The organism is Actinoplanes flavus, from assembly GCF_017592555.1.
Classification (GTDB): Bacteria; Actinomycetota; Actinomycetes; order Mycobacteriales; family Micromonosporaceae; genus Actinoplanes; species Actinoplanes flavus.
The window spans coordinates 61,396-88,082 of record NZ_JAGFNS010000021.1 but is presented as its reverse complement, the minus strand read 5'-3'; the positions used below and the strand labels follow the sequence as shown (position 1 = coordinate 88,082).

Annotated in this window: 9 protein-coding genes; 8 read left to right on the top strand and 1 reads right to left on the bottom strand. The window is 74.2% G+C overall.

Translation table 11 applies throughout. From position 1 onward, the window contains the following. Positions 1-9 precede the first annotated feature (9 nt). Genes J5X75_RS46575 through J5X75_RS28560 form a run of 8 tightly spaced genes read left to right on the top strand, consistent with a single transcriptional unit; the run spans position 10 to position 25,678 of the window. A complete protein-coding gene (locus J5X75_RS46575) occupies positions 10-4,044 on the top strand; it encodes a non-ribosomal peptide synthetase (RefSeq protein WP_443607338.1) in 4,035 nt (1,344 codons plus the stop codon). 1 nt (position 4,045) lies between these two features. Next, a complete protein-coding gene (locus J5X75_RS28590) occupies positions 4,046-5,830 on the top strand; it encodes a carbamoyltransferase family protein (protein ID WP_208470616.1) in 1,785 nt (594 codons plus the stop codon). After that, a complete protein-coding gene (locus tag J5X75_RS28585; RefSeq protein WP_208470615.1) occupies positions 5,823-9,101 on the top strand; it encodes a non-ribosomal peptide synthetase in 3,279 nt (1,092 codons plus the stop codon). The genes J5X75_RS28590 and J5X75_RS28585 overlap by 8 nt, the downstream gene beginning before the upstream one ends. Further along, positions 9,098-9,292, top strand: coding sequence for an MbtH family protein (locus J5X75_RS28580; protein ID WP_208470614.1), 195 nt, complete (start codon positions 9,098-9,100; stop codon positions 9,290-9,292). The genes J5X75_RS28585 and J5X75_RS28580 overlap by 4 nt, the downstream gene beginning before the upstream one ends. 11 nt (positions 9,293-9,303) lie before the next feature. Beyond that, positions 9,304-10,527: an MFS transporter gene (locus tag J5X75_RS28575; protein WP_208470613.1), complete on the top strand. Its 1,224-nt coding sequence runs from the start codon at positions 9,304-9,306 to the stop codon at positions 10,525-10,527. Between the two features lie 16 nt (positions 10,528-10,543). Further along, positions 10,544-11,347, top strand: a complete 804-nt coding sequence (locus J5X75_RS28570) for a thioesterase II family protein (protein WP_208470612.1) — start codon at positions 10,544-10,546, stop codon at positions 11,345-11,347. Further along, positions 11,340-12,500: a cytochrome P450 gene (locus J5X75_RS28565; RefSeq protein ID WP_208470611.1), complete on the top strand. Its 1,161-nt coding sequence runs from the start codon at positions 11,340-11,342 to the stop codon at positions 12,498-12,500. Before J5X75_RS28570 ends, J5X75_RS28565 begins: the two co-directional genes overlap by 8 nt. A gap of 32 nt (positions 12,501-12,532) precedes the next feature. Further along, the gene (locus J5X75_RS28560; RefSeq protein WP_307798315.1) at positions 12,533-25,678 is read left to right on the top strand and encodes an SDR family NAD(P)-dependent oxidoreductase; all 13,146 of its coding nucleotides are present in this window, start codon (positions 12,533-12,535) and stop codon (positions 25,676-25,678) included. Here J5X75_RS28560 and J5X75_RS28555 read toward each other — a convergent pair. Then, positions 25,662-26,573 (bottom strand): methyltransferase domain-containing protein, encoded by a 912-nt coding sequence (locus tag J5X75_RS28555; RefSeq protein WP_208470610.1) that lies wholly within the window; start codon positions 26,571-26,573, stop codon positions 25,662-25,664. The two genes, J5X75_RS28560 and J5X75_RS28555, sit on opposite strands and share 17 nt — an antisense overlap. Between the last annotated feature and the right edge of the window lie 114 nt (positions 26,574-26,687).

The window sequence follows — 26,687 nt, the reverse complement described above, 5'->3', positions numbered from 1 at the left end:
CGCCGAGAGATGGTGGCTCCGCGGACGGAGACCGAGCAGCGGATCGCCGCCGTCTGGCAGAGCGTGCTGGGTGTGGAGCGGGTCGGCGTACACGATGATTTCTTCGCTCTTGGTGGGCACTCGCTGCTGGCTGTTCGGCTCACCATGCGGGTCAGCGCGGAGTTGGGTGCCGAGGTCGCGTTGCACGAGGTGTTCGCCCGGCCGACGGTGGCGGCGCAGGCCGAACTGGTCGACCGGCACAGCGGCACCCTGGAGCGCATCCCCCGGGCCGAGCAGGCCGGGATCGCCTCGCACGCGCAAGAGCGGCAGTGGTTCCTCTGGCAACTCGACCCGGACAACCCCGCCTACAACGTCCCGTGGGCCTACGAGATCCACGGGGAACTCGACGTGGCGGCGCTGGGCTCGGCGGTGGACGCCCTCGTTGCCCGCCACGACGCCCTCCGCACCACGTTGCACCTCGACACGGACGGCCGGGTCGTGCAGCGGATCGGCGTCGCGGGCCGGACCGGCCTGACGGTGCACGACACCGGGGAGACGGAGCTGATGGGGCTCGTCGAGCGGGCGGCCCGGGAGCCGTTCGACCTCACCACCGGGCCGATGCTGCGGGTCGACGTCTGGCGTACGGCGCCGGACCGGCACGTGGTGCTGTTCGTCGCACACCACATCGCCGTCGACGAATGGTCGATGGACATCGTCGAGCGCGAACTGTGGGAGCTGTACCGCACGGGCGGTGACGCCGAGCTGCCGCCGACGGCGGTCCGCTACGCCGACTACGCGGCCTGGCACCGCGACCTGGTGGCGAGCCGCGCCGACCAGGACCTCGCCTTCTGGCGCCACACGCTCGACGGCGCGCCCACCTCGGCCTGGCCGGACCGGAACGCCGACCGCGCGGCCGCCCCCGGCGAGAGCACCCGCCTCGTTCCGGCCGACCGGCTGCACGGGCTCGACCAGGCTCGCGCCGAAGCGGGCGCGACGGAGTTCATGGCGTTCCTGGCGGTGTACTGCCTGCTGATCGCCCGCAGCTCCGGTGAGCGGGACCTCACGGTCGGCGTCCCGGTGTCCGGGCGTACCCATCCCGATCTGGCGCCGGTGGTGGGCTTCTTCGTCAACACCCTGGCGCTGCGGGTGACGGTCGATCCGGCCGACGATTTCCTGGCGCATCTGCGGCGGGTCCGGTCGGTGGTCCTGGCGGCGTTCGCTCACCAGGAGACGCCTTTCGAGCATGTGGTCCGCGCTGTCGCGCCCGACCGCGCCGACGGCGTCAACCCGCTGTTCCGCACCATGTTCGCCGTCACCGCCGGCGCATCCCGGACCGGCGGCCCGCCGCCCGCCGGGCTCACCGTGCGCGACCTGCCGATCGAGGGCAGGGACAGCCATTTCGACCTGTCCCTGAGCGCCACCCGCACGACCGAAGGGCTCCACCTGACGCTGGAGTTCGGTGCCGGGATCCGCACCGACGGTCTGCTGGAGTCGTTCGAGGATCTGCTGGCGGGGGTCGGCGGATCGGTGTCCGGCCTTCTGGCCGCGAACGGCCCGGAACGAGCGCGGATCGCCGGGTGGACCGGCGATGCGGAGGTTCCGGCCTTCGCCGCCCCCGTGCACGAGCTGCTCCGGGAGCGCGCCGAACAGCGGCCGGACCTGGTTGCGGTGGAGGCGGACGGGGAGTGTTTGACGTTCGCTGAGCTTGACGCGCGCAGTGATGCGTTGGCGCGGTGTCTGGTGTCGGCCGGTGTCGGTCGTGGTGACGTGGTGGGTCTGCATCTGCGGCCGGGTGTGGACGCGGTCGTAGGGGTGTGGGCGGTGTGGAAGGCGGGTGGTGCGTTCCTGCCGTTGGACCCGGATCTGCCGTCGATGCGGTTGGCCGCGATGGTGGAAGACGCGGAGCCGGTCGTGGTCGTGTCGCGGGAGCCGTGCGCCTGGCCGTCGGTGACGCCCGACGGTGATGGCGAGGGGGTTCTTCCGCGGGTGGGGGCGCGGGATCTGGCGTACGTGATGTTCACGTCGGGTTCGACCGGGCGGCCGAAGGGTGTGATGGTCGAGCACGGCGGCCTGGCCCACTTCGCTGTGCGGATGTTGCTGTCCCGTTTCGGTGGCCTGGAGCATGCCAGGGTTCTGGCCGGGTCGTCGGCGTTCATTTCGGACTTTTTCCTCGCCCAGGTGTTGCCGTTGCTGGGTGGTCACACGCTGGTGGTGGCGCCGGGTCGTGATCCGCGGCATCTGGTGGCGTGGGCGCAGGATCCGCAGCGGGCGGTTCAGGTCATCGATGCGACGACGTCGCAGGTGCAGTTGATGGTGGAGGCGGGGCTGTTGGACGCCCCGTATCCGCCGCGGGTGATCGCGGTCGGTGGTGAGGCGTGCCCGCCCGACCTGTGGCAGGCCCTCCGATCCCGCCCGGGGCTGACCGCCTACAACACCTATGGGCCCGCTGAGACGACGGTTGAAGTGGTTATGGCCGACATCGCCGCACACCCGTCGCCGGTGTTGGGCCGGCCGTACGGCAGTGCCCGGCTGTATTTGGTGGATGAGTCGCTTGATTTGGTGCCGCCGGGTTCGGTGGGGGAGATCGTGGTCGGTGGCCCCGGTGTCGGCCGGGGTTACGTGCGAAGGCCGGGGGCGACGGCGGCGGTGTTCGTGCCGGATCCGTTCGGTGAGCCGGGTGGCCGCTTGTATCGGACCGGTGATCTGGGCCGCTACACAGCGGACGGCCAGATCGAGTTCCTCGGCCGCCGGGACCTGCAAGTGAAGATCCTCGGGCAGCGGGTCGAGCTGGAGGAGGTCGAGGCGGTCCTGCGGGGCCATCCGGCGGTGGTCGCGGCAGCGGTCAGCGTTCACCGGCAGCAGTTGGTGGGGCATCTGGTGCTGGTTGACGGTGCGGCGGCGCCGGATCGGGAGTATCTGGCGGCTCGGCTGCCGGCGGTGGCGGTTCCGGCGGTGCTGGTTGCGGTTGAGGCGTTGCCGATGACGGTCGGTGGCAAACTCGACCGGCGGGCGTTGGCCGAGCCGGACGAGCTGTCCCGCCGAGAGATGGTGGCTCCGCGGACGGAGACCGAGCAGCGGATCGCCGCCGTCTGGCAGAGCGTGCTCGGTGTGGACCGCGTCGGCGTACACGATGACTTCTTCGCTCTTGGTGGGCACTCGCTGCTCGCCATCCGGCTCACCATGCGGCTGAGCGCGGAGTTCGGGGCGGAGATCCCGCTGGCGCACCTTTACACCGCCCCCACCGTCGCCGAACAGGCCGAACGGATCGCGACGCTGTCGCCCGACCGCTCGGTCGTGGTGTCCCTCGGCGGAGTCCGGGGCGCGCGGCCCCTCGTCCTCGTCCACCCCATCGGCGGCACCCTGTTCAGCTATCTGGATCTGCTGAGCGAGGTACGCGACGACGTCGAGGCGTACGGCCTCCAGGGGCACCTCGGCGAGGATTCCGGTGCGTCCGACATCGCCGGACTGGCCCGGCGCTACGCCGGCGAGCTGGCATCGGCCCTCGGCGACCGGGAGCCGGTGATCGCCGGCTGGTCCGTCGGTGGTGTCCTCGCCCACGAGGTGGCCCGCGCGCTCGCCGACCGTGGGATCCGCACCCACCGGCTGGTCCTGATCGACTCCGATCCGCGATCCGATGAGGTGGACGACGCCGCGGCGTACCGCGCCGACATCGCCACCCTCGACGCGCTCCGCCGCGAGGTCGCCGACCATGGGCCGGCGCCACTGCTGGGGTCGGCCGACGCGGGCCGCCTGTTCGCGGCGCTCGGCGTCGACCCGGCCGCCGTCGCCGAACTGGACGGGCCCACCACCGCCGCGCTCATCACCTTCTGGCGCGACATGCTCACCGGGCTCGCGGCCCACCGGCCGGGCGTGTTCGCCGGCCCCGCCGAGCTCGTCCTCGGCCGCGGCGAGGGCCGCGATCTCATGGCCGCGGCGTGGCGCGAGCTGACCGGAACGCTCACGGTCACCCACGCCGGTGGCGACCACTTCCAACTGCTGCGCCGTCCATGGGTGACGGCGATCGCCGACGCCGTCCGCGGGTCCACCGCACAGACAGGAGAGTGACGTGCTGGTCCTCGGAATCAGCGGTCTCGACCGGACCGCCGCACTCAAGAAACGGATGATGCCCGACCTCGACCGGCGTGAGCAGCGTCTGGTGCAGGGCCTCGACTCGGCCGCCGCCCTGGTCGACGAGAACGGCGTGATCGCCGCCTCGGCGCAGGAACGGCACGACGGCGTCAAGGGGACGGGCGCGTTCCCGGCCGACGCCGTCGCCGCCTGCCTGCGGATGGCCGGCGCCACCCTGGACGACGTCGATCTCGTCGCCCACGGCTTCCGCTATCAGCACTCCGCGGCCTTCGAACTCGACGGGTACCTGCGGCGGTGGTACGGGGAGGCGTACAGCGAAGAGGTCCAGCTGGACGTGCTGCGGTCCCATTACCCGGACCAGGACTGGGAACGCAAACTCGTTCGCGTCCCGCACCACACGGCGCACGCCGCGAGCACCTACCACCTGAGCGGCTTCCGTGACGCGCTGGTGCTGGTCGCCGACGGGATGGGCGAATCGGAGTCGACCTCCCTGTTCAGCGGGCACGACGGCCGACTGGAGACGCTGCGCACCTATCCCGTCGCGAGTTCGCTCGGCATCCTCTACAGCGTCGTCACCCAGTACCTCGGGTTCCTGCCGGGCATGGACGAGTACAAGGTGATGGGGCTCGCCCCGTACGGCGACCCGGGCTCCTTCCCGGACGCCGGGCTGGTCGTCCTCCGCCCGGGCGGAGGCCTGAGCGTGCCGCTGCTGGCCTGCGACAAGACCCCGGACGAGCGGGAGACCCACCGCGGGGCGATCCGCCGCCTCGAAGAGCTGTTCGGCCCGGCCCGCCATCCCGACGCCCCGATCACGCGGCGGCACATGGACGTCGCCGCCGTCCTGCAACGGTCGCTGGAGCAGAGCCTGCTGTTCGTCCTGGACGCCGCGGCCGCCGGGGGGACGTACCGCGATCTCTGCATGGCCGGCGGCGTCGCCCTCAACTGCACCGCCAACGGCCTCATCGCGCGCAGCGGCCGGTTCGACCGGATCTTCGTCCAGCCCGCCTCGGGCGACGACGGAACCGCCCTCGGCGCGGCCCTGCACGTGTTACGCGGCCACGTTCCCGCCGTACCGAAAGCGATGGGAATGCCCTTCTGGGGTGAGGAGTTCGGCGAGACCGAGATCGAGGCGGCGCTGGCCACGCTCGGGCCCGGGCACCGGGTGAGCCGTCTTCCCGGCGAGGCGCTGCTGGCGGAGACGTCGCGCCTGATCGCCTCCGGCGCGGTGGTCGCCTGGTTCCAGGGGCGCATGGAGTTCGGGCCACGTGCCCTGGGCAACCGCAGCATCCTGGCCGACCCGACCGCGCCGGACATGCGCGCCCACCTGAACGCGGTGGTCAAGCAGCGCGAGGAGTTCCGGCCGTTCGCGCCGGCGGTGGTCGCCGAGGAGGCGGGCGAGTACTTCGAGATCGAACCCGGCGAGCAGGGCCGCTACCGGCACATGCTCGTCGTCGCCCAGGTGCGGGACAAGTACCGCGACGAGTTGCCGTCGGTCACCCACGTCGACGGCTCCGCGCGGGTCCAGGTCGTCGACCGGGAGCTCGCACCCCGCTTCCACGCCCTGATCCGCCGGTTCGGCGACGACCACGGCACCCCGGTGGTCCTCAACACCTCGTTCAATCTGCGGGGCCAGCCGATCGTGCGGACGCCACAGGAGGCCGTCGCCACCTACGCCCGTTCCGCTCTGGACGCCCTCGCCATCGGTGACTGGCTGGTGCGGCGCGAGCCCGCCGCGGCCGCGGACGGAGACTCCGATGACTGAGCCCCACGACGTCGCGGCCGACCACCTGCGCGAGGCGGTCACCGGGATCTGGTGTGCCGTGCTCGGCGCCGACCACGCCGGCCCCGAGGACGACTTCTTCGCCGAGGGCGGCGACTCCGCGCTGGCCGTCGAGGCCGCGCTCAGCCTGCGCGCCGTCACCGGAACCGACCTCGAGATCGACATCCTCTACCAGTATCCGCGGTTCGGGCGCCTTCTGTCCGTCCTGACCGACCCGCGGCCCGAACGTGAGGAGCGCCCGCTCACACCGGCCGAGGAACTGCTCTGGTTCGTGGAACGGCTGCGCCCCGGCACGCCGGTCTACCACATCGCCGCGCTCTACCGGTTCCCCGGCCGCATCGACATCCCGCGTCTGCGGACCGCCCTGGACACCCTCGTCGCCGGCCACCCGGCCCTGCGGCGCGGCTTCGAAGCCCCCGGCCGGGCGGTCACCGCGGCCCGGGCGACCGTCTCGTGCCGGTGGCTGGACGGCCGCGGCCTGCCGCCCGAGACGCTGCGGGAGCTGATCGACGAACACGCCCGCCTGCCCTTCGACCTGGCCCGCCCGCCGCTGCTGCGGGCGGTCGCCGTCGAGCGGGGCGACGACGGTGACCTCCTGCTGCTCACCGTGCATCACCTGGTGTGCGACGGCGGGTCGCTGGCGATCCTCGAGGACGCCCTCAGCGAGCTCTACACCGACGGGGGCGCCGGGCCCGCGCCGGCGACCGCCGCGATCCCCGAGGGCGCGCGAGCGGTCAACGAGGAGTCCCGGGCCTACTGGCGGCGGGCCCTGGCCGGCTGCCCCCGGACCATCGCCCTGCCGCACGACCTGCCCCGGCCGGCCGCGCTGGACAACACCGGCGACGTCCACCGCCTCGTCTGCCCCGAGGACCTGGTGGCCGACATGGCGCGATTCGCCGCCCGGGAACGGGTCAGCCCGTTCATGACCTGGATCGTCGCCTACGTGGCGGGCCTCGTCGCGCAGACCGGCGAACGTGATGTGGTGATCGGGATCGCCGCCTCCTCGCGGACGGCCGAGCAGCGCGGCGAGATCGGGATGTTCGTCGACCCGGTGCCGCTGCGGCTGACCATCCCGGACGGGACCACCGCCCGGGACCTGGCCCGCCAGGTTCGCTCCACGACCGCCGCGGCACTGGCCCACCGCGGCGTGCCCTTCCCGGCCATCGTCGACGACCTGGGCCCCGGCGGCGATCCCACCCGCGCGCCGCTGGTCCAGGCCGGGCTCAGCTATCTCGACGTGGCGGGGAGCGCGCTGCGGTTCGACGGGCAGCGGGCCGTACGCGATCTGCTGCCCACCGGGACGGCGAAGTACGAGCTGCTGTGGGCGGTCACCCGGCAGGCGGACCGCACGATCGCCGAACTCGAATACCTCAGCGGGCTGTTCACCGCCGAGCACGCCGCGAAGCTGCACGCCGCGATGCTGGCGGCGGCCGGCGCGGCCTTCGCGAACCCGGACGCGCCGTTGCGGCTGCCCGAACGCCCGATCCACGCCGGCCGGCGCCCGCTTCCGGAACTCATCCGCCTGCGGGCCGGCCAGCGGCCGGACGCACCGGCCATCCGCGACCACGGCGTCGAACTCACCTACGCGCAGCTCGACGAGCGGGCCGTCGCCATCGCCACCGGACTGCGGGCGGCCGGACTGCGCCGCGGTGACGTCGTCGCCGTACCGATGGCGCGCGGAGCCGACGCGATCTGCTCCTACCTCGGCATCTTCTACGCCGGGTGCGCCTATCTGCCGGTCGACCAGGGCCAGCCCGCGCAGCGGCTCCGGGCCGCCCTCGACGGGGTGGCCGACGCGGCGCTGGTCACCGCGGCGTCCCCGCCGATGCCCGCGGGTCTGCGCGTGCTGCGGCTGGACCGGTTGCTCGACGACCCGGGCCGGGTGGCCGACCCGGGCGTCCCGGTACGCGTCACCGGGGACGACGCCGCCTACCTGATGTCCACCTCCGGCACCACCGGGCGCCCCAAGACGGTCGTCGTTCCGCACCGCGCGATCAGCCGTCTCGTCCCCGACGCCGCCGGCCTGGAGTACCGGCGCGACGACCGCGTCGCGCACCTGTGCAATCCCGCGTTCGACGCCGCCATCCTGGAGATCTGGGGTGCGCTAGGCGCCGGCGCCGTGCTGGCGATCGGCAACCGGGAGGACGTCTCGTCGCCGGCCCGGCTGCGCGCGTTCCTCGACGAGCACCGGATCAGCGTGCTGGGGCTGCCCACCGCGTTGCTCAACACCGTCATCGACTTCGCGCCGGACGCCCTCGGCGACCTCCGGCTGCTGATCTTCGGCGGGGAGAAGGCCGACGAGCAGCGGCTCGCACGGCTGCTGGCACACCGGCCGCCCGCCTCGGTCGTCAACGTCTACGGCCCGACCGAGAACACGACGGTCAGCACGCTGCAACAGGTGACGGCGGCCGGTCTCGACCCGGGCCCGCTGCCGATCGGCCGGCCGGTCTCCGGGTCGACGGCGTACGCGCTCGGACCCGACGGAGAACCGGTCCCGCCCGGCGCCGAGGGCGAACTGTACGTCGGCGGCGACGGCCTGGCCCGCGGCTACCACGGCAACCCCGCCCTCACCGCGGCCTCGTTCGTCCCGAACCCGTTCGGGCCCGGGCGCCTCTACCGCACCGGAGACCGGGTGCGCATGCTGCTGGACGGAACCTTCTTCTTCCGGGGCCGGACCGACGACCAGGTCAAGGTTCGCGGCTTCCGGGTCGAGCTCGGCGAGATCGAGCACACGCTGCGTTCCCTGCCGGGCGTCGACGACGCGGTGGTCGCCGCCCGCGCCGCCGCCGACAGCGCCGAGTTGCTGGCCTGGGTCACCGGCACCCGCGACGCCGCCGGGCTCACCGAGGATCTGCGGACGCGGCTGCCCGCCTACATGATCCCGGCCGTGGCCGTCGCCGATCGGCTGCCCCTCAACGCGAACGGCAAGGTGGATCGCGCCGCGCTGCTCGCCTCCCTGGACGCCCCGGGCACCGCCGCCGAGGCGCCCCCCGAAGACCCCGCGGACGACGCCGTGACCGAGGCCGTCGCCGCGCTGTGGCGCGAATCCCTCGGCCTGGCGCGGGCCCGCCCGGACGACAGTTTCGTCGCGCTGGGCGGCCATTCCATCAAGGCGCTGAGGCTGCTCGCCCGCCTCGACGAGGAGCTCGGCGTCACCGTCGACCTGGCCGACTTCCTGGCCGACCCCACCATGCGCGCGCTGGTCGCCGCCGTGCACCACCTCCAACCGACCACGGAAAGGAAGCAGCCATGAGCGAGGACGAGTACGACGTCGTCGTCAACGACGAGGAGCAGTACTCCATCTGGGCCGCGGGCCGCGCGGTCCCGGCCGGGTGGCAGACCGTCGGCGTACGGGGCAGCCGCGAGAAGTGCCTGGAGCACATCGAGACGGTGTGGACCGACATGCGGCCCCGAAGCCTGCGCCTCGCCATGGGCGAGCACTGAGGAGGATCCCCATGTGGACGCTGCTGCGTACCAACCGGAGCTTCCGAACGCTGTTCGCCTCCAGCGCGGTGACGAGCTTCGGCGAGACCGCCGTCTATCTCTCGCTCGCGATCTGGGTCAAGGACCTGACGGGCTCGAACGCCGCGGCCGGCATCGTGTTCCTCACCATCACCCTGCCCAGCCTGTTCGCGCCGGTGCTCGGCCACATCGTCGACCGGGTCAGCCGGCGGCGGCTGATGATCGGCATGGATCTCGCGATGGCGGCGCTGTTCCTCACGCTGCTGACGGTGCACAGCGCCGACCAGGTGTGGATCATCTATCTGGTCACCTTCGCGTACGGCGTGCTCTCCGCCAGCCCGGCCCCGCCCGCGCTGCTGAAGGACGCCCTGCCGTCGGATGACGCGGCATCGGCCCGTGCCTTGATCATGGCCGTCGGTGAGGGCGTCCGGATCGTCTCCCCGGTGGTCGGCGCCGGGGTGTACGTCGCGTTCGGCGGGGCCGCGCTGGCCGTGTTCGGCAGCGCGACCTTCCTGATCGCCGCGCTCCTGCTGATCTCCGTCCGGGTCGTGGAGTCCGAGCCCGAGCCGGCCGGCGAACCGCTCCGCACGTCCGTCCTCGCCGGTTTCCGGTTCGTCCGCGGCGTGCCGCTGCTGCTGCGCCTCTCGCTCACGACCGTGGCGTTCATGCTGGTGGTCGGGCTGCTGGAGACCGCGGTGTTCGCCGCGATCCACGGACTGGACCGGCCGGCCGCCTTCTTCGGCGTGATCACCTCGTTCCAGGGCGGCGGGTCCGTCGTCGGCGGGCTGGTCTCCGGCTCGTTCCTGAAGCGGTGGGGCGAGGTCCGGACGACCTGCGCCGGATACGCGCTGATCACCGCCGGTCTGCTGCTCTGCCTGGCCGGGAACGTCCCCCTGTTCCTGCTCGGCGTCTTCGGCGTCGGGTTCGGCATCCCGTTCGTGATGATCTCCCTCGGCACCGCCCTTCACCTCTACACCCCCGGACGCATGCAGGGCCGTGTCAACGCGGCGGTCAGCGCGGTCACCGCCGCCGCGCAGGCGCTGTCGATCGCCGCCGGCGCCGCCCTCATCGGGATCCTCGGCTACCAGGTGATGTATCTCCTGACGGCCGGCACGGCCGTCCTGTGCTCGGCCTCGCTGCTGTTGGGACGGGTGCCGCAGCCGGAGATCGAGAAGTCGGTGGCCGACGACGCTCTGGATCCGGAGACCAGCCGATAGACCAGGAGGACCGTACGTGGACCACATCGCACCGCGACCGAGGGCCGGGCGGGCCGGCGGCTGGATCACCGGCCCGTCGCCCCGGCGATCTCCGGCCCTGCGCCTGTTCTGCCTGCCGTACGTGGGCGGCGGGGCGCAGGTCTACGAGCCGTGGCGCGGCGCCTTCGGCGACGACGTCGAGGTCTGCGCCGTCGAACTGCCCGGCCGTCAGACCCGCATGCGTGAACGTCCGTACACGCGGCTGGACGCGCTCGTCGGTGCGCTCGCGTCCGCGATCGGGGACGAGCTCGACGTGCCGTACGCCCTCTTCGGCCACAGCATGGGATCGCTCGTCGCGTTCGAACTGGCGCACGAGCTGCGCCGACGCGGCGCCGGCGAGCCGTGCGTCCTCTTCGTCTCGGCCGGCCCGGCGCCACGGCTGCCGCGCCTGCTGCCGCCGCTGCACGCCGCACCCGAGGAACGGGTGATCGCGCGGCTCGCCGAACTGGGCGGCCTGCCCCGGGAGATCCTCGACGAACCGGAGCTTCTGCGCTACTTCCTCCCGGCAATCCGGGCCGACTTCGAGGTGATCGAGACGTACGGGTACCGGCCCCGGAAACCGCTCGCCTGCCCGGTGGTGGCCTTCACCGGCAGCGAGGACGAGGATCTGCCACCCGCCGGCCTGACACCGTGGGGCGAGGAGACTACCGGCCGGTTCGACCAGTACGTCCTGCCCGGGGACCACTTCTTCCTGCGCGGGTCGGAAGGGGAGCTGCTGACGCTGATGCGCGGCGTCCTCGCCCCGTACACCCGCTCGTGGAGGAGATTCGCCGATGCCTGAGAATCCGGCCGGCCGGGGACCTCTACCCGCGTTCCTGGCGACCGACGGCACCGGTGTCGTCCCGATCGTCACGCCGATGGGCGACAAGATGTGGCTGGTGCGCGACCACGCCCTGGGCCGGTTCGTGCTCACCGACCAGCGGTTCAGCCGGGCCGAGGCGACCAGGCCGCAGGCGCCTCGCTTCAACGACGCCCAGCCCGCCGCCGACGCCATGATGAGCATGGACGGCGCCGAGCACACCCGGCTGCGGCGGGTGGTGAGCGGCGCCTTCAGCGCCCGCCGGGTGGCCGCGCTGGCGCCCCACGTCGAACGCCTCACCGACGAGTGCCTCGACCGGCTCGCCGCGGCCGGGCCGGGCGCCGACCTCGTCGCCGGCCTCGCCACCCCCCTGCCGCTGGCCGTCCTCTGCGCGGTGGTCGGCATTCCGCCGGAGGACAGCGACGTCTTCCGCGACCGGGTCGAGGTGCTCTTCGACATCTCGGCCAGCACACCGCAGGAGAAGTCCCGCCGCCGTCTCGAACTCGTCGACTACATGGGTGACCTGATCGAGCGCAAGCGGCGGCGCACCGACGACGACCTGCTGACCGCCCTGATCGGAGCGCGCGACCAGGGTCTTTTGTCTCCGGGGGAGCTGCTGACGCTCGGGCTCACCCTGCTGATGGCCGGGTACGAGACCACGGTCGGCCAGATCGGCCTGTCGGTGCTCGCGCTGCTGTCGGACCCGGCCACCCTCACGCGGCTGCGCGACGACCCCGCGCTCGTGGAACCGGCCGTGGAGGAGCTGCTGCGTCTCACGCCGGCCACGCCGCTCAGCTTCCCCCGGGTGGCCGTGGCCGCGGTCCAGCTCGGCACGGTCACCGTCCAGCCCGGCGAAGCCGTGGTCGTCTCGCTGCTGCACGGCAACCGGGACGAGGAGATCTGGCCACGGCCGGAGCAGCTGAACACGGACGGCCGCGACGCCGTCCACCTGACCTTCGGGCACGGGGTGCACCGCTGCCTCGGCGCCCCGCTGGCCCGCCTCCAGCTGCGCATCGTCCTGGACCGCCTGCTGCGCCGTTTCCCCCGGCTGCGCCTCGCCGCCGGGCCCGACGCCGTGGTCTGGAAGTCCGGGCTGTCCATTCGCGGCCTGGTCCGGCTGCACGTCGACTGGTAGCCGAGCCGGTCGCCGAGTCTAGGAGGAGCACCGTGCCCATCGCCGTCGTCGGCCTCGCCTGCCGATTCCCGGAGGCGCCTGACCCCGCCGCGTACTGGCGGCTCCTGGCCGCTGGGAGAAGCGCGGTCGGTGAGGCCCCGACCGGCCGCTGGACCGGAGTGGCCGGGCCGCGGCGCGGCGGCTTCCTCGACGCCGTCGGCGACTTCGACGCGGCGTTCTTCCGCGTCTCACCCCGCGAGGCCGCGGCCATGGACCCGCAGCAGCGGCTCGTGCTGGAGCTGGTCTGGGAGGCCCTGGAGGACGCCGGCATCGTGCCGGCCGCCCTGCACGGCAGCCGTACGTCGGTCGTGGTCGGCGCGCTGCGTGACGACTACGCGGCCCTGGTGCACCAGCGGGGCGGGGCGTCGGTCACCCAGCACACCATGACCGGCGTCAACCGCGGGATCATCGCCAACCGGGTCTCCTACCACCTGGGGCTGCGCGGGCCGAGCCTGGTCGTCGACACCGCACAGTCCTCCTCGCTGACCGCGGTCCACCTGGCCTGCGCCGGCCTGCACAGCGGCGAGTCCACCCTCAGCGTCGCCGCCGGGGTGAACCTCAACCTGCTGTCCGGCAACGTGCTGGCCGAGCAGCGTTTCGGCGGGCTGTCGCCGGACGGCACGACGTACGCGTTCGACGCCCGCGCCAACGGCTTCGTGCCCGGCGAGGGCGGCGGCGTCGTCATCCTCAAACCGCTGAGCGACGCGCTGGCCGCCGGCGACCGGATCCACGGCGTGATCCTCGGCAGCGCGGTCAACAACGACGGCGCCACCAACGGGCTCACCACGCCCAGCCGGGCCGCGCAGGAGGACGCGATCCGCCAGGCCTACGAGCGGTCCGGTGTCAGCCCCGACGACGTGCAGTACGTCGAGCTGCACGGCACCGGCACGCCCGCCGGTGACCCGGTCGAGGCGGCGGCGCTGGGTGCCGTGCTGGGGTCCGGGCGCGGCGGCGGGCCACGCCTGCGGGTCGGCTCGGTCAAGACCAACGTCGGGCACCTGGAGAGCGCCGCGGGCATCGCCGGGCTGATCAAGGTGCTGCTGTGCATCCGCAACCGTCAGCTCCCGGCGAGTCTCCACTTCACCGCCCCGGGCCCGGCCGTCCCCCTCGCCGAGCTGGGACTGGAGGTCCAGACCCGGCTGACCGGCTGGCCGCGGCCGGACCGCCGGCTGGTGTCCGGCGTCAGCTCCTTCGGCATGGGCGGCACCAACTGCCACGTCGTGGTGGCCGAGCCCCCCGCGGCGCCCGGATCTCCCGACGTCGCCGCCCCGAGGTGGCCGGTGTCGTGGCCGATCTCCGGGCACAGCGAGGCGGCGTTACGGGCGCAGGCGGCACGGTTGCGGGAGTTCGTCACCGCCCATCCGGAGCACACGGCCGGCGCCGTCGCCCACACGCTGGTCACCCACCGGGCCGTGTTCGACCACCGCGCGGTCGTCACCGCCGGTGACCGCGACGGCCTGCTGAGCGGACTCGGCGCGGTGGCGGCCGGCCGGCCCGCGGCCGGCGTCGTGAAGGGAACGGCGGCCCCGGGCCGTCTGGGTTTCCTCTTCACCGGGCAGGGTGCGCAGCGCACCGGCATGGGCCGCGGCCTCTACGCCGCCTTCCCCCGCTATGCCAGGGCGTTCGACGAGGTCGCCGCCGCTCTCGACCCGCTGTTGGACCGGCCGATCGCGACCGTCGTCGCCGAGGGCGGGCCGGACCTCGACCGCACCGTGTACACCCAGCCGGCCCTCTTTGCCGTCGAGGTGGCGCTCTTCCGGCTGCTCGAATCGTGGGGGCTGCGCCCGGACTACGTGGCCGGCCACTCGATCGGGGAGATCAGCGCCGCGTACGTCGCCGGAGTGCTTGCGCTGCCCGCCGCGGCCCGCCTGGTCGCGGACCGAGCCCGGCTGATGGCGGCGCTGCCGGCGGGTGGGGCGATGCTGGCCGTACAGGCGACCGAGGACGAGGTACGCGACCTGCTCCACGCCGAGCGGGGCCGGCTCGCGGTCGCGGCCGTCAACGCCCCCGACGCGGTGGTCGTCTCCGGCGACGAGGCGGCCGTCCAGCGTGTCGCCACCGCACTGACCGCACGCGGCCGCCGGGCGAAGCGGCTCGACGTGAGCCACGCCTTCCACTCGCCGCACATGGACCCGATGCTCGACGACTTCCGCGCGGCGGTGGCGAGCCTCGACCTCGCACCACCCGCCATCCCCCTGGTGTCCACCGTCACCGGCGCGCTGGTGGCGGCCGCCGAACTCACGTCGCCGGACTACTGGGTCCGGCAGGTCCGGCAGCCGGTGCGTTTCCTCGACGCGGTCCGCACCCTCGAAGCCGAGGGCGTGACCACCTTCCTGGAGCTGGGACCCGACGGTGTCCTCGCCGGGCACGCCGCGGCCGGCGTACGCGACACCGCCGCCGTCGGGACCGCCGCCATGCTCAGGGCCGGTCGCCCCGACCCGGCCACGGCCCTCGAAGCGGTGGCGCGCGCCCACGTCCGGGGGCACGCGGTCGACTGGGACGCGGTGCTCGGCGATCCCGGCGCCGCCCGCGTGGAACTGCCCACCTACGCCTTCCAACGGCGCCACCACTGGTTCGACGGTTCCGCCGGCGCGGCCGCGCCCGCCGACCCGGCTCTCGGCGCGGAGGAGCTGGTGGCCGCGCACCTCGCCGCCGTGCTCGGCAGCGCCGCCGGCGAACGGGTGCCGCCGCACACCCCGTTCCTCGACCTGGGCGTCAACTCGCTGATGGCCACCGAACTGCGTACCGCCCTCGCGGACGCCACCGGTCTGCCGCTGCCGAGCGGCCTGCTCTTCGACCATCCCACGCCGGCCGCACTGACCGCGTTCATCGCCGCCGGGCTGAGCGGCGCCACCCCCGCCGAGCCGCAGCCGGTCGCCGAGGCCGTGGCTGACCCGGGCGATCCGATCGCGATCGTGGGGATGGCGTGCCGTTTCCCGGGTGGGGTGTCGTCGCCGGAGGATCTGTGGCGGCTGGTCGCCGACGGGGTCGACGCGGTGGGCGAGTTCCCGGCCGACCGGGGCTGGGACCTCGACGAGGTCTTCGCCGCCTCGCACACCCGGCACGGCGGATTCCTGTACGACGCCGGCGCGTTCGACGCGGCGTTCTTCGGCATCTCGCCCCGCGAGGCCGAGGCGATGGATCCGCAGCAGCGGCTGCTCCTCGAGACCGCCTGGGAGGCCGTCGAGCAGGCCGGCATCGACCCGGTGTCGTTGCGGGGCAGCGGGACGGGCGTCTTCGTCGGCGCCACCGCCCTGGAGTACGGCCCGAGGATGGCCGACGCTCCCGAGACCGCCCAGGGACACGTGCTGACCGGCACCACCCCCAGCGTCGCCTCCGGGCGCATCGCCTACCAGCTGGGCCTGACCGGTCCGGCGATCACCGTCGACACGGCGTGTTCGTCGTCGCTGGTGGCGCTGCATCTGGCCGTTCGTTCGCTGCGGTCCGGCGAATGCGACCTGGCGCTGGCCGGGGGAGCCACGGTGATGTCCACACCCGGCATGTTCGTGGAGTTCTCGCGGCAGCGGGGGTTGTCGGCCGATGGGCGGTGCCGGTCGTTCGCGGAGGATGCGAACGGGACGGGGTGGTCGGAGGGTGTGGGCTTGTTGTTGGTGGAGCGGTTGTCGGTGGCGCGGGCGCGGGGTCATCGGGTGTGGGCGGTGGTTCGGGGGTCGGCGGTCAATCAGGATGGTGCGTCGAACGGTTTGACGGCGCCGCATGGTCCGTCGCAGGAGGGGGTGTTGCGGGCGGCGCTGGCGGATGCCGGGTTGGGTGCGGGGGATGTGGATGCGGTGGAGGCGCACGGCACGGGGACGGTGCTGGGGGATCCGATCGAGGCGGAAGCTCTGGCGGGGGTGTATGGGCGGGTCCGGTCGGGCGGGTTCTTCGTGGGTTCGTTGAAGTCGAACATCGGGCATGCGCAGGCGGCGGCGGGTGTGGGTGGCGTCATCAAGATGGTGGGGGCGTTGCGGTCGGGGGTGCTGCCGGGGTCGTTGCATGCCGAGGTGCCGTCGTCGCGGGTGGATTGGGCCGGTGGTGGGCTGGTTCTGCTGTCGGGGGAGCGGGCGTGGCCCGTGGTGGGTCGTGCGCGCCGGGCGGGGGTGTCGTCGTTCGGCATTTCCGGGACGAACGCACACGTGATCCTGGAACAAGCCGAAGAACCAGAGCCTCCGGTACGCGCAGGGGCGGGCACCCCGGCCGTCGTCCCGTGGGTGCTGAGCGCACGCAGCGAAGCCGCCCTGCGCGCCCAGGCCGCACGGCTGCGCGACCACCTCGGCACGTCCCCGGCGGACGAGCGGGACATCGGACTCGCGCTCGCCACCACCCGGACGACCTTCGAGCACCGCGCCGTGATCCTCGGCCCGGCCACCCGCGCCGGACTCGACGCCCTCGCGGCCGGTGCGACGGCGCCGAACCTGCACGTCGGCTCGGCGGCCGCCGCCGGGCGTACCGCCTTCCTCTTCACCGGCCAGGGCGCCCAGCACGCCGGCATGGGCCGCCGCCTGGCCGCCGCGCACCCGGTCTTCGCCGCCTTCCTCGACGAGGCCTGCGCCGCCTTCGACGGCCTCCTCGACGAGCCGCTGCGCGATGTCATGTGGGCCGTCGAGGGCAGCGCGCGGGCACGGCTGCTGCACCTCACCTCGTACACCCAGCCCGCCCTGTTCGCCCTGGAGACGGCCCTGTTCCGGCTGCTGGAGCACCACGGCACGGCTCCCGGTCTGCTCGCCGGGCATTCGATCGGCGAGATCAGCGCGGCCCACGCGGCCGGTGTGCTGCCGCTGGCCGGCGCCGCCCGGATGGTCGCGGCCCGGGGCCGGCTGATGGGTTCCGCCCCCGGCGGCGCCATGGCCGCGATCGAGGGCGAGCCCGGCGAGGTCCAGCACTCGCTGGCCGGTACGGAGCGGGTCTGCATCGCCGCGATCAACGCACCCCGCTCCGTCGTGGTGTCCGGCGACGAGGACGAGGTCGACCGGGTCGCCGCCGGCTGGCGCGAAGCCGGCCGCCGCGTACGCCGCCTGGCCGTGAACCACGCCTTCCACTCCCCGCACATGGACGCCGTCCTCGACGATTTCCACGCCGTCGTCGCCGGCATCGAACTCCGGCCACCGCGCATCCCGATCGTCTCCACCGTCACCGGTGAGACGGCCACCGCCGCGCAGCTGACCTCGCCCGGCTACTGGACCCGGCAGATCCGCGAGACCGTCCGGTTCGCCGACGCCGCCGCCCGGCTCGCCGGGCTGGGCGCCACCGTCCTCATCGAGATCGGCCCCGACGCCGTCCTGGCCCCGCTGGCCGCCGGCGCCCTGGAGGGCACGGTCACGACGGTCTCCCTGATGCGCGCGGGCCACGACGAGGCCGGGACCTTCGCCGCCGGCATCGCCCGCGCCCACGCCCACGGCGCACCGCTGAACGCCGGCTCGTTCTTCCCCGGCGCGACCCCGGCCCCGCTTCCCACCTACGCCTTCCAGCGGGAACATTTCTGGTCGGCACCCGCCGCCCGCACCGGCACCCGCGCCCTGGGACTCGAGCCCGCCGACCATCCGGTGCTGACCGCCGCGCTGGAACACGCCGGAGACGCCGGCGTCGTGTTCACCGGGCGCATCACGCCGGCCACGCACGCGTGGATGTCGGACCACCGGATCGGCGGGACCACCCTCGTGCCGGCCACGGTGCTGCTCGAACTGGCCGCCGCGGCGGGTGAGCGGATCGGCGTCCCCCGGGTGGCCGAGCTGACGCTGGAACAGCCGCTCGAACTCGCCGGCAAGACGGTGCTGCTGCAGGTGGAGGTCGCCGCCCCGGACAGTGCCGCGCACCGCGCCTTCACCATCCACGCGCGTACGGACCGGGAATGGATCCGCCACGCCGCCGGAGTCCTGGCACCCGCCGAAGCACCCGCCGCCATCGCACCGGACGCGTGGCCGCCCGAGGGCGCGGTGCCGGAACCGGTCGAGGGGGCGTACGCGCGGCTGGCCGAACTCGGCTACGACTACGGGCCGGCCCTGCGGGGTCTCGAAGCGGTGTGGCGGCGCGGCGCGGCCACGTTCGCCGAGATCCGGCTGCCCGCGAGCACCGACCGGTATCCGGTCCATCCGGCTCTGCTGGACACGGCACTGCACGCCCTCGTCCTGGGCGCGGCACCGCAGACCGGGCCGATCCTTCTGCCGTTCAGCTGGCGCGACGTCACCCTGCACGCGAGCACCGCCACCCGGCTCCGGGTCCGCATCACCCCGGACGCCGACGGCACCGTGGCCGTGGTGCTGACCGAAACGGACGGCACCCTCGTGGCGTCGGTGCGGTCCCTGGCCCTGCGCCCGCTGCCGCAGCGGCGGATCACGACCGGCGACCTCTACACCGTGGACTGGTCGGTCGTGCCCGCCCCGGCCGCGGACATGACCGGTGTCGTCACCTCCGACGTCGCGGGCGCCACCCCGGCCCACGTCCTGCGTCTCGTGCGGGAGTGGCTGGCGCGGGAGAATCCCGGCCGGCTGCTCCTGGTGACACGGAACGCCGTGGCGGTGCGCCCGTTCGACGACGTCGACCTCGACGCCGCCGGGGTCTGGGGCCTGGTCCGCTCGATCCAGTCCGAGTACCCCGGCCGGGTGCTCCTGGCCGACCTCGACACCGGCGACGCCGCGACCGCGCTGCCGGCGGCCGTGGCCACCGGGGAACCGCAGATCGCGGTACGCGCGGGCGAGCTCCACGCGCCACGGCTCGTTCGCCGCCGGCCCGCCTCCGCGAACGCCGCGCGCCTCGACCCGGACGGGACCGTGCTCGTCACCGGCGGCACCGGCGGCCTCGGCGCGCTCGTGGCCCGGCACCTGGTGACCGAACACGGCATGCGGCACCTGCTGCTCGTGAGCCGCGGCGGCCCGGCGGCGCCGGGCGTGGCCGAGCTCACCGCCGAGCTGACCGCCGCCGGAGCGCGGGTCACCGTGGCCGCCGCCGACGTCACCGACCGGGACGCACTGGCCCGCCTGCTGGCCGCCGTCCCCGACCGGCACCCGCTGACCGCCGTGGTGCACGCCGCCGGCGTGCTGGCCGACGCGACCCTGCCGAACCTCACCGAGGAACGCCTCGCCGAGGTCATGCGCCCCAAGGCCGACGCCGCCCGCGCCCTGCACGAGCTGACCCGGGACCTGGACCTCGCGGCCTTCGTCCTGTTCTCCTCCGTGACCGGCATCGTCGGCACCCCCGGCCAGGCCAACTACGCGGCCGCCAACACGGTCCTCGACGCCCTGGCCCACCACCGCGCCGCCCACGGGCTGGCCGCCACCTCCCTGGCCTGGGGACTGTGGGACGCCACCCACGGCATGGGCGCCCGCCTCACCGAGACCGACCTCGCCCGGTGGGAGCGGACCGGCGTACGGCCGCTGACCCCGGCGCAAGGCCTGGCCCTGTTCGACGAGGCCCTCGCCACCGGTGCACCCCTCGTCGTGCCGGCCGTGCTCGAACCGTCCCGGCTGGTGCGCGACGACATGCCCGTCCCGCACCTCTACCGGGCGCTGGTCCGAACCACCCCGCGCGTGGCTCCCGCGCCACCGGCGGCCGGGTGGGCCGCCCGGATCGCCGCGCTGCCGGTGGCCAAGCGGGCGGACGCCGTCGCCGATCTGGTCCGGGCCGAGACGGCGGCGGTGCTCGGCCACACCGGCGCCGGCGCGGTCGACCCGCGGCGAGCCTTCAACGACCTCGGCTTCGACTCGATGGCCGCCGTGGACCTGCGCAACCGGCTGGCGACCGCCACCGGCGTCCGGCTCACCGCCACCGCCGTCTTCGACCACCCCACGCCCGAGCGGCTCAGCGCCCATCTGCTGGCCACCGTCGCCGAGCAGGAACCGGCGCCGCGGGCGATCGCCGTCACCGCGCCCGGCGACGGCGATCCGATCGCGATCGTGGGGATGGCGTGCCGTTTCCCGGGTGGGGTGTCGTCGCCGGAGGATCTGTGGCGGCTGGTCGCCGACGGGATCGACGCGGTGGGCGAGTTCCCGGCCGACCGGGGCTGGGACCTGGACGCCCTGTACGACCCGGACCCGGACCGGTTCGGCACGTCGTACACGCGGCACGGCGGCTTCCTCTACGACGCGGACCTGTTCGACCACGACTTCTTCGGGCTGTCGCCGCGCGAGGCGACCGCCACCGACCCCCAGCAGCGGCTCCTGCTCGAAACCGCGTGGGAGACCTTCGAGAACGCCGGCATCGACCCCGACTCCCTGCGCGGCAGCAACACCGGCGTCTTCACCGGCGCGATGTACGACGACTACGCCTCCCGCCTCGCCCGGACCCCGGAGGAGCTCGAGGGGTTCCTGCTGACCGGCAACCTGTCCAGCGTCCTGTCCGGCCGGTTGTCCTACCGCTACGGCTTCCACGGCCCCTCGATCACCGTCGACACGGCGTGCTCGTCGTCGCTGGTGGCGCTGCATCTGGCCGTCCGTTCGCTGCGATCCGGCGAATGCGACCTGGCGCTGGCCGGCGGCGTCACCGTCATGAGCAGCCCTCGCACCTTCGTGGAGTTCTCGCGCCAGCGGGGGCTGTCGGCCGATGGGCGGTGCCGGTCGTTCGCGGAGGGTGCGGACGGGACCGGGTGGTCCGAGGGCGTAGGCCTGTTGTTGGTGGAGCGGTTGTCGGTGGCGCGGGCGCGGGGTCATCGCGTCTGGGCGGTGGTTCGGGGTTCGGCGGTCAATCAGGATGGTGCGTCGAACGGTTTGACGGCGCCGCATGGTCCGTCGCAGGAGGGGGTGTTGCGGGCGGCGCTGGCGGACGCGGGGTTGGGTGCGGGGGATGTGGATGCGGTGGAGGCGCACGGGACGGGGACGGTGCTGGGGGATCCGATCGAGGCGGAAGCTCTGGCGGGGGTGTATGGGCGGGGCCGGTCGGGCGGGTTCTTCGTGGGTTCGCTGAAGTCGAACATCGGGCATGCGCAGGCGGCTGCGGGTGTGGGTGGCGTCATCAAGATGGTGGGGGCGTTGCGGTCGGGGGTGCTGCCGGGGTCGTTGCATGCCGAGGTGCCGTCGTCGCGGGTGGATTGGGCGGGCGGTGGGCTGGTTCTGCTGTCGGGGGAGCGGGCGTGGCCCGTGGTGGGCCGCGCTCGCCGGGCGGGGGTGTCGTCGTTCGGCATCAGTGGCACGAACGCGCACGTGATCCTGGAACAAGCCGAAGAACCAGAACCTCCGGTACGGGTGAAGCGCACCCCGGCCGTCACCCCGTGGATCGTGACCGGTGCGACCCCCGAAGCGGTGCGCGCGCAGGCCGCCCGCCTCGCGCGGCACGTCGCGGAGCACCCCAGGCAGTCCGACGCCGACATCGGGTTCACGCTCGCCACCGGGCGGGCCCTTCTCGGCCACGGCGCCGCGGCGATCGGCGCCGACCGCGACACGCTGCTGCGCGGGCTCACCGCCATCGCCGAGGGAACCGACGCCCCCGGTGTGGTGCCCGCCCGCCGCCGCGGCCTGCCCGGCCGGACGGCCTTCCTGCTCACCGGGCAGGGCAGCCAGCGCCCCGGCATGGGCGGCGAACTGTACGCGACCAGTCCCGCCTTCGCCGCGGCGCTCGACGACGTGTGCCGCCACCTCGACCCGCACCTGCCCCGGCCGCTCAAGGACGTCCTGTTCGCGCCGGCCGGCTCGGCCGAGGCGGACCTTCTCGGCCGCACCGCGTTCACCCAGCCCGCGCTCTTCGCCGTCGAGGTGGCCCTCTGCCGCCTGCTCGACCACTACGGACTGACGCCCGCCTACCTTCTCGGCCACTCGGTCGGCGAGATCGTCGCGGCATGTGTCGCCGGCGTTCTCGACCTACCCGACGCGTGCCGGCTGATCGCCGAGCGCGGCCGGCTGATGCAGGCGGCCCGCGGCGGCGGCGCGATGATCGCGATCGAGGCGGCCGAGGCCGAGGTCCGCGAGACCCTCCTCCCGTACGGCGACCGGATCGGCATCGCCGCGGTCAACGGCCCCCGCGCCGTGGTCGTCTCCGGCGAGGCGGACGCGGCGGACGAGATCGCGGCCACCTGGCGGGCCGGCGGCGTACGGACGGCGCGCCTGCCCGTCTCTCACGCCTTCCACTCATCGCACATGGACGAGGTGCTCGACGAGTTCCGCACCGTGGCCCGGAGCCTGACGTTCCACCCGCCGCGCATCCCGATCGTCTCCAACGTGACCGGCGACCTCGCCCGCCCCGAGGAGCTGGCGTCGCCCGACTACTGGGCACGCCACATCCGGGAGGCGGTGCGCTTCGCCGACGGGGTGCGCCGCCTGGAGAGCGAGGGCGTCACCGACCTGGTCGAGATCGGCCCCGACCCCGTCCTCACGTCGCTGGCCCGGGCTTGCCTGACCGAGCCGGCCGGGGAGCTCGTCGCGACGCTGCGCCGCAACCGGTCCGAGGCGGAGACGGTCGCGCGGGCCGTCGCGCTGCTGCGGCTGCGCGGCGCCGCCCCCGACTGGGCGGCGGTCTTCCCCGGTGCCCGTCAGGTGTCCCTGCCCACCTACGCGTTCCAGCGCGAGCGGCACTGGATCGAGGCCCCCGAGGGCGCTCCCGGCGCGGACCACCCGCTGCTCGGCCCGCCGGTGAGCCTCGCCGGCCGCGACGTCCTCGTGTTCACCGGGCGGCTGTCCGTGCGTACCCACCCGTGGCTCGCCGAGCACACCGTCGCGGGCGCCGTCCTCGTCCCGGCGACCGCGGTGGTGGAGATGATCGCGAGCGCCGGCGAGCGGGCCGGGGCGCCGCGGATCGCCGAACTGACCTTGACCAGGCCGCTGGTCGTGCCCGTCGCGGGCGCCGTCCAGGTCCAGGTCACGGTCGCCGAGGTGGACGAGTCGGGGCACCGCCCGGCCACCCTGCACGCCCGGCCCGACGACGGGGACCACCCCTGGACGCAGCACGCCCAGGGCCTGGTGGGTCCGGTCTCCGGCGGTGCCGGGGAAGGGCTGGCGGTGTGGCCACCGGCCGCCGCCGAGGTGCCGCTGGACGGCTTCTACGACACGCTCGCCGCCGCCGGGTACGCGTACGGGACGGCCTTCCGGTGCGTGCGCCGCGTGTGGCGCGGGGACGGCGAGCTGTTCGCCGAGGTCGAGCTGCCGGATGCGCAGCGGCCGGGAGCCCGCCGTCACGGCCTGCATCCCGCCCTGCTGGACGCGGCGCTGCACCCGCTGCTTCTCGGCGTGACCGGGAGCGAGCCGCTGCGGCTGCCGTTCGCCTGGACCGGGGTGAGCCGGTACGCCACCGGGGCCACCGCGCTGCGGGTGCGGCTCCGGTCCGCCGGGCCGGGGGAGGCGTCGCTCACCCTGGCCGATGGGGCGGGCGCGCCGGTGGCCGGTGTGGAATCCGTGCTCCTGCGCCCGGCCGACCGCCGTGCGCTGACGATGGCCGCGGAGGGACTGTTCCGCGTCACCTGGACGCCGGTGCCCGCCCCCGCCGCCAGCGCTCCCGCCGACACGACGGCGTCCTTCCCGGTGCTCGACACCGGCGCGCCCGTCCCCGCGACCGTGGTCCTGGCCGCCGTCGCCGACTCCGGCGAGGTGGACGTTCCGGCCGCGGCCCACGCCCTGGCCGGCCGGACCCTGCACGCGGTGCAGCGGTGGATCGCCGACGAGCGGACCTCCGGCGCGACGCTGGTGGTCGTCACGCGTGGCGCGGTGGCGACCGGCGACGCGGACGTCGTCGACCCCGCCGCCGCCGGGGTCTGGGGGCTGGTCCGTGCCGCGCAGACCGAGCATCCGGGCCGCATCGTCCTGGCCGACCTCGACACCGGCGAGGTGCCGCCCGGGCTGGCGGCCGCCGGCGAACCGCAGCTCGCGGTGCGGCACGGTCGTCTGCTGGCGCCGCGGCTGACCCCGGCCCGCCCGGACGCCGGCCGGGAGGCGGTGCGGTGGGACCGGGGCACCGTGCTGGTGACCGGCGGGACCGGGACGCTCGGTGCGCTGCTCGCCCGCCATCTGGTGACCGAGCACGGCGTACGCCGGCTGGTCCTGGTCTCCCGTAGCGGAGCCGCCGCGCCGGGAGCGGCCGAACTCGCCGCCGAGCTGGCCGCCGCCGGCGCCGAGGTGGTCTTCGCCGCCGCCGACGTCAGCGACCGCAACGCGCTGTCGGCCGTGCTGGCGGCCGTTCCCGGCGACCAGCCGCTCACCGCGGTGGTCCACGCGGCCGGTGTGCTCGACGACGCGCTCGTCACCGACCTGAGCCAGGACCGGCTGGACGCGGTCCTGGCCGCCAAGGCCGACGCCGCCTGGCACCTGCACGAGCTGACCAAGGATCTCGACCTGTCGGCGTTCGTCCTCTACTCCTCGGTCGCCGGGCTGCTCGGCACCGCGGGTCAGGCCGGATACGCCGCGGCCAACGCCTTCCTGGACGCTGTCGCCCAGCATCGGGTGGCGCGGGGTCTGCCCGCCCGATCCCTGGTCTGGGGCCTGTGGGAGCAGAGCAGCGACCTGAGCCGCGACCTGGCCGCGACCGACCGGCGGCGGCTGGCCCGGATCGGCCTGCGGCCGCTGTCCACGGAGGACGCCCTCGGCCTGTTCGACGCGGCGGCGGCCACCGGGGACGCGGTCCTGGCCCTCACCCACCTGGACGCTCACGGCGACCACCCGCTGCTGCGCGGCCTGGTGGCGCGACCGGTGACCCGGTCCGCTCCGGCGGCCGGCGGCACGGCGGGGTTCGCGGCGGGAATCGCCGAACTGCCCGAGGCGGAACGCGACCGGATCCTGACCGACCTCGTCCGTGGCACCGTCGCCACCGTGCTCGGCCACGGCGACCGGGCGGCCGTGCACACCGATCGCAGCTTCCGGGACCTGGGCTTCGACTCGCTCACCGCGCTGGAGCTGCGCAACGCGCTCGCCCGCGGGACCGGGCTCGAGCTTCCCGCGAGCCTGGTCTTCGACCACCCGACGCCGGCCGCCGTCGCCCGGCATCTGGGCGACCTGGTGGACGCCGGGCGCAAGCCCGCGGGGGAACCGGTCGCCGCGCGGCTCACCGGGCTCGCCGCCGAGATCCGGCGGGCGGCCGCGGATCCCGAGGCCTTCGGTCGGATCGCCGCCGAGCTGCACGCGCTGCTCGACGTGGCGGCCGAGGCGGCCGGGAGACCGGCCGCCGTCGGCGCCGCCGTCGCGTCAGCGAGCGACGAGGAACTGTTCGCCCTGATCAACGACTTCGATTGACCGGCTCGTGCTTCTCGCACAGGAGCAGGATGCCGCCGGGGACGCGGCACCGGACGATCTCGCGGACGTCGAAGCCGCCCTCGGTCAGGACGTCGCGCCAGCCGTCGGCGGGCAGCAGGGTCTGGCGCACCAGCGCGTGCACGTACGTGAACTCCGGGGTGAACGGCTGGCCGGGCTCCCCCTCGACCGGGGGCTCGATCTCGCCGACGAGCAGCTTGGCGCCGGCCGGGAGGCGGGCGGCCAGGTCGGTGAGGTAGCCCAGCAGGGCGTCGCGGCCGCCCGCCAGGATCTCGTGCAGAAGGTAGAAGGTGACGACCAGGTCGACCTTGTCGATCCCGGGGATCTCGTCGAGCGCGCGGACGTCGGCCCGGACCAGCTCGATCCGGTCCTGCATGCGGTTCGCCGCGACGGCTTCCCCGGCGGCCGCGTGGGCGGCGTGGTCGACGTCGACGCCGATGCCGCGGGCGCCGAACCGGTCGCAGACGGCCATGAGGAAGCGGGCGTTGCCGCTGCCGAGGTCCAGCACGGTGCCGAAGGAGATCTTCGCCAGGGTCTCCATCACCTGCGGGACGACGTCGGTGCGGGCCATCATCGCGGTGCCGCCGGCGACCCACCGGCCGTCCCGGGTGACGTCGGAGCCGTACCGCATGCGGTGCGACAGGAACGCGTCGATCCGGCGCATCGGCTCGCCGTACCCACCGACCAGCCAGACGAGGAAGCCGCGATCGGCGTACACCCGGGCGCCGTACTCGGTCAGGGTGAAGTGCTCGCCCGACTCCCGCAGGACGCCACGGTGGCACAGGTATCGCAGTGTGGCGACGAGCAGCGGGTCGCGGCCCTCCAGGGAGGCGAGAGAAATCCCGCCATTCTCCAGCGCGGACAATTCGTCGGCCATTTCGAGTGCGGCGATGGCACTCGCGAGAGCATATCCGTGAAAAAGGTCGAGAGCGGGGCGATCTTCCGGCTTGGTGGACACGGGAACAGACACGAATTCGTCCTCCTTGACCCG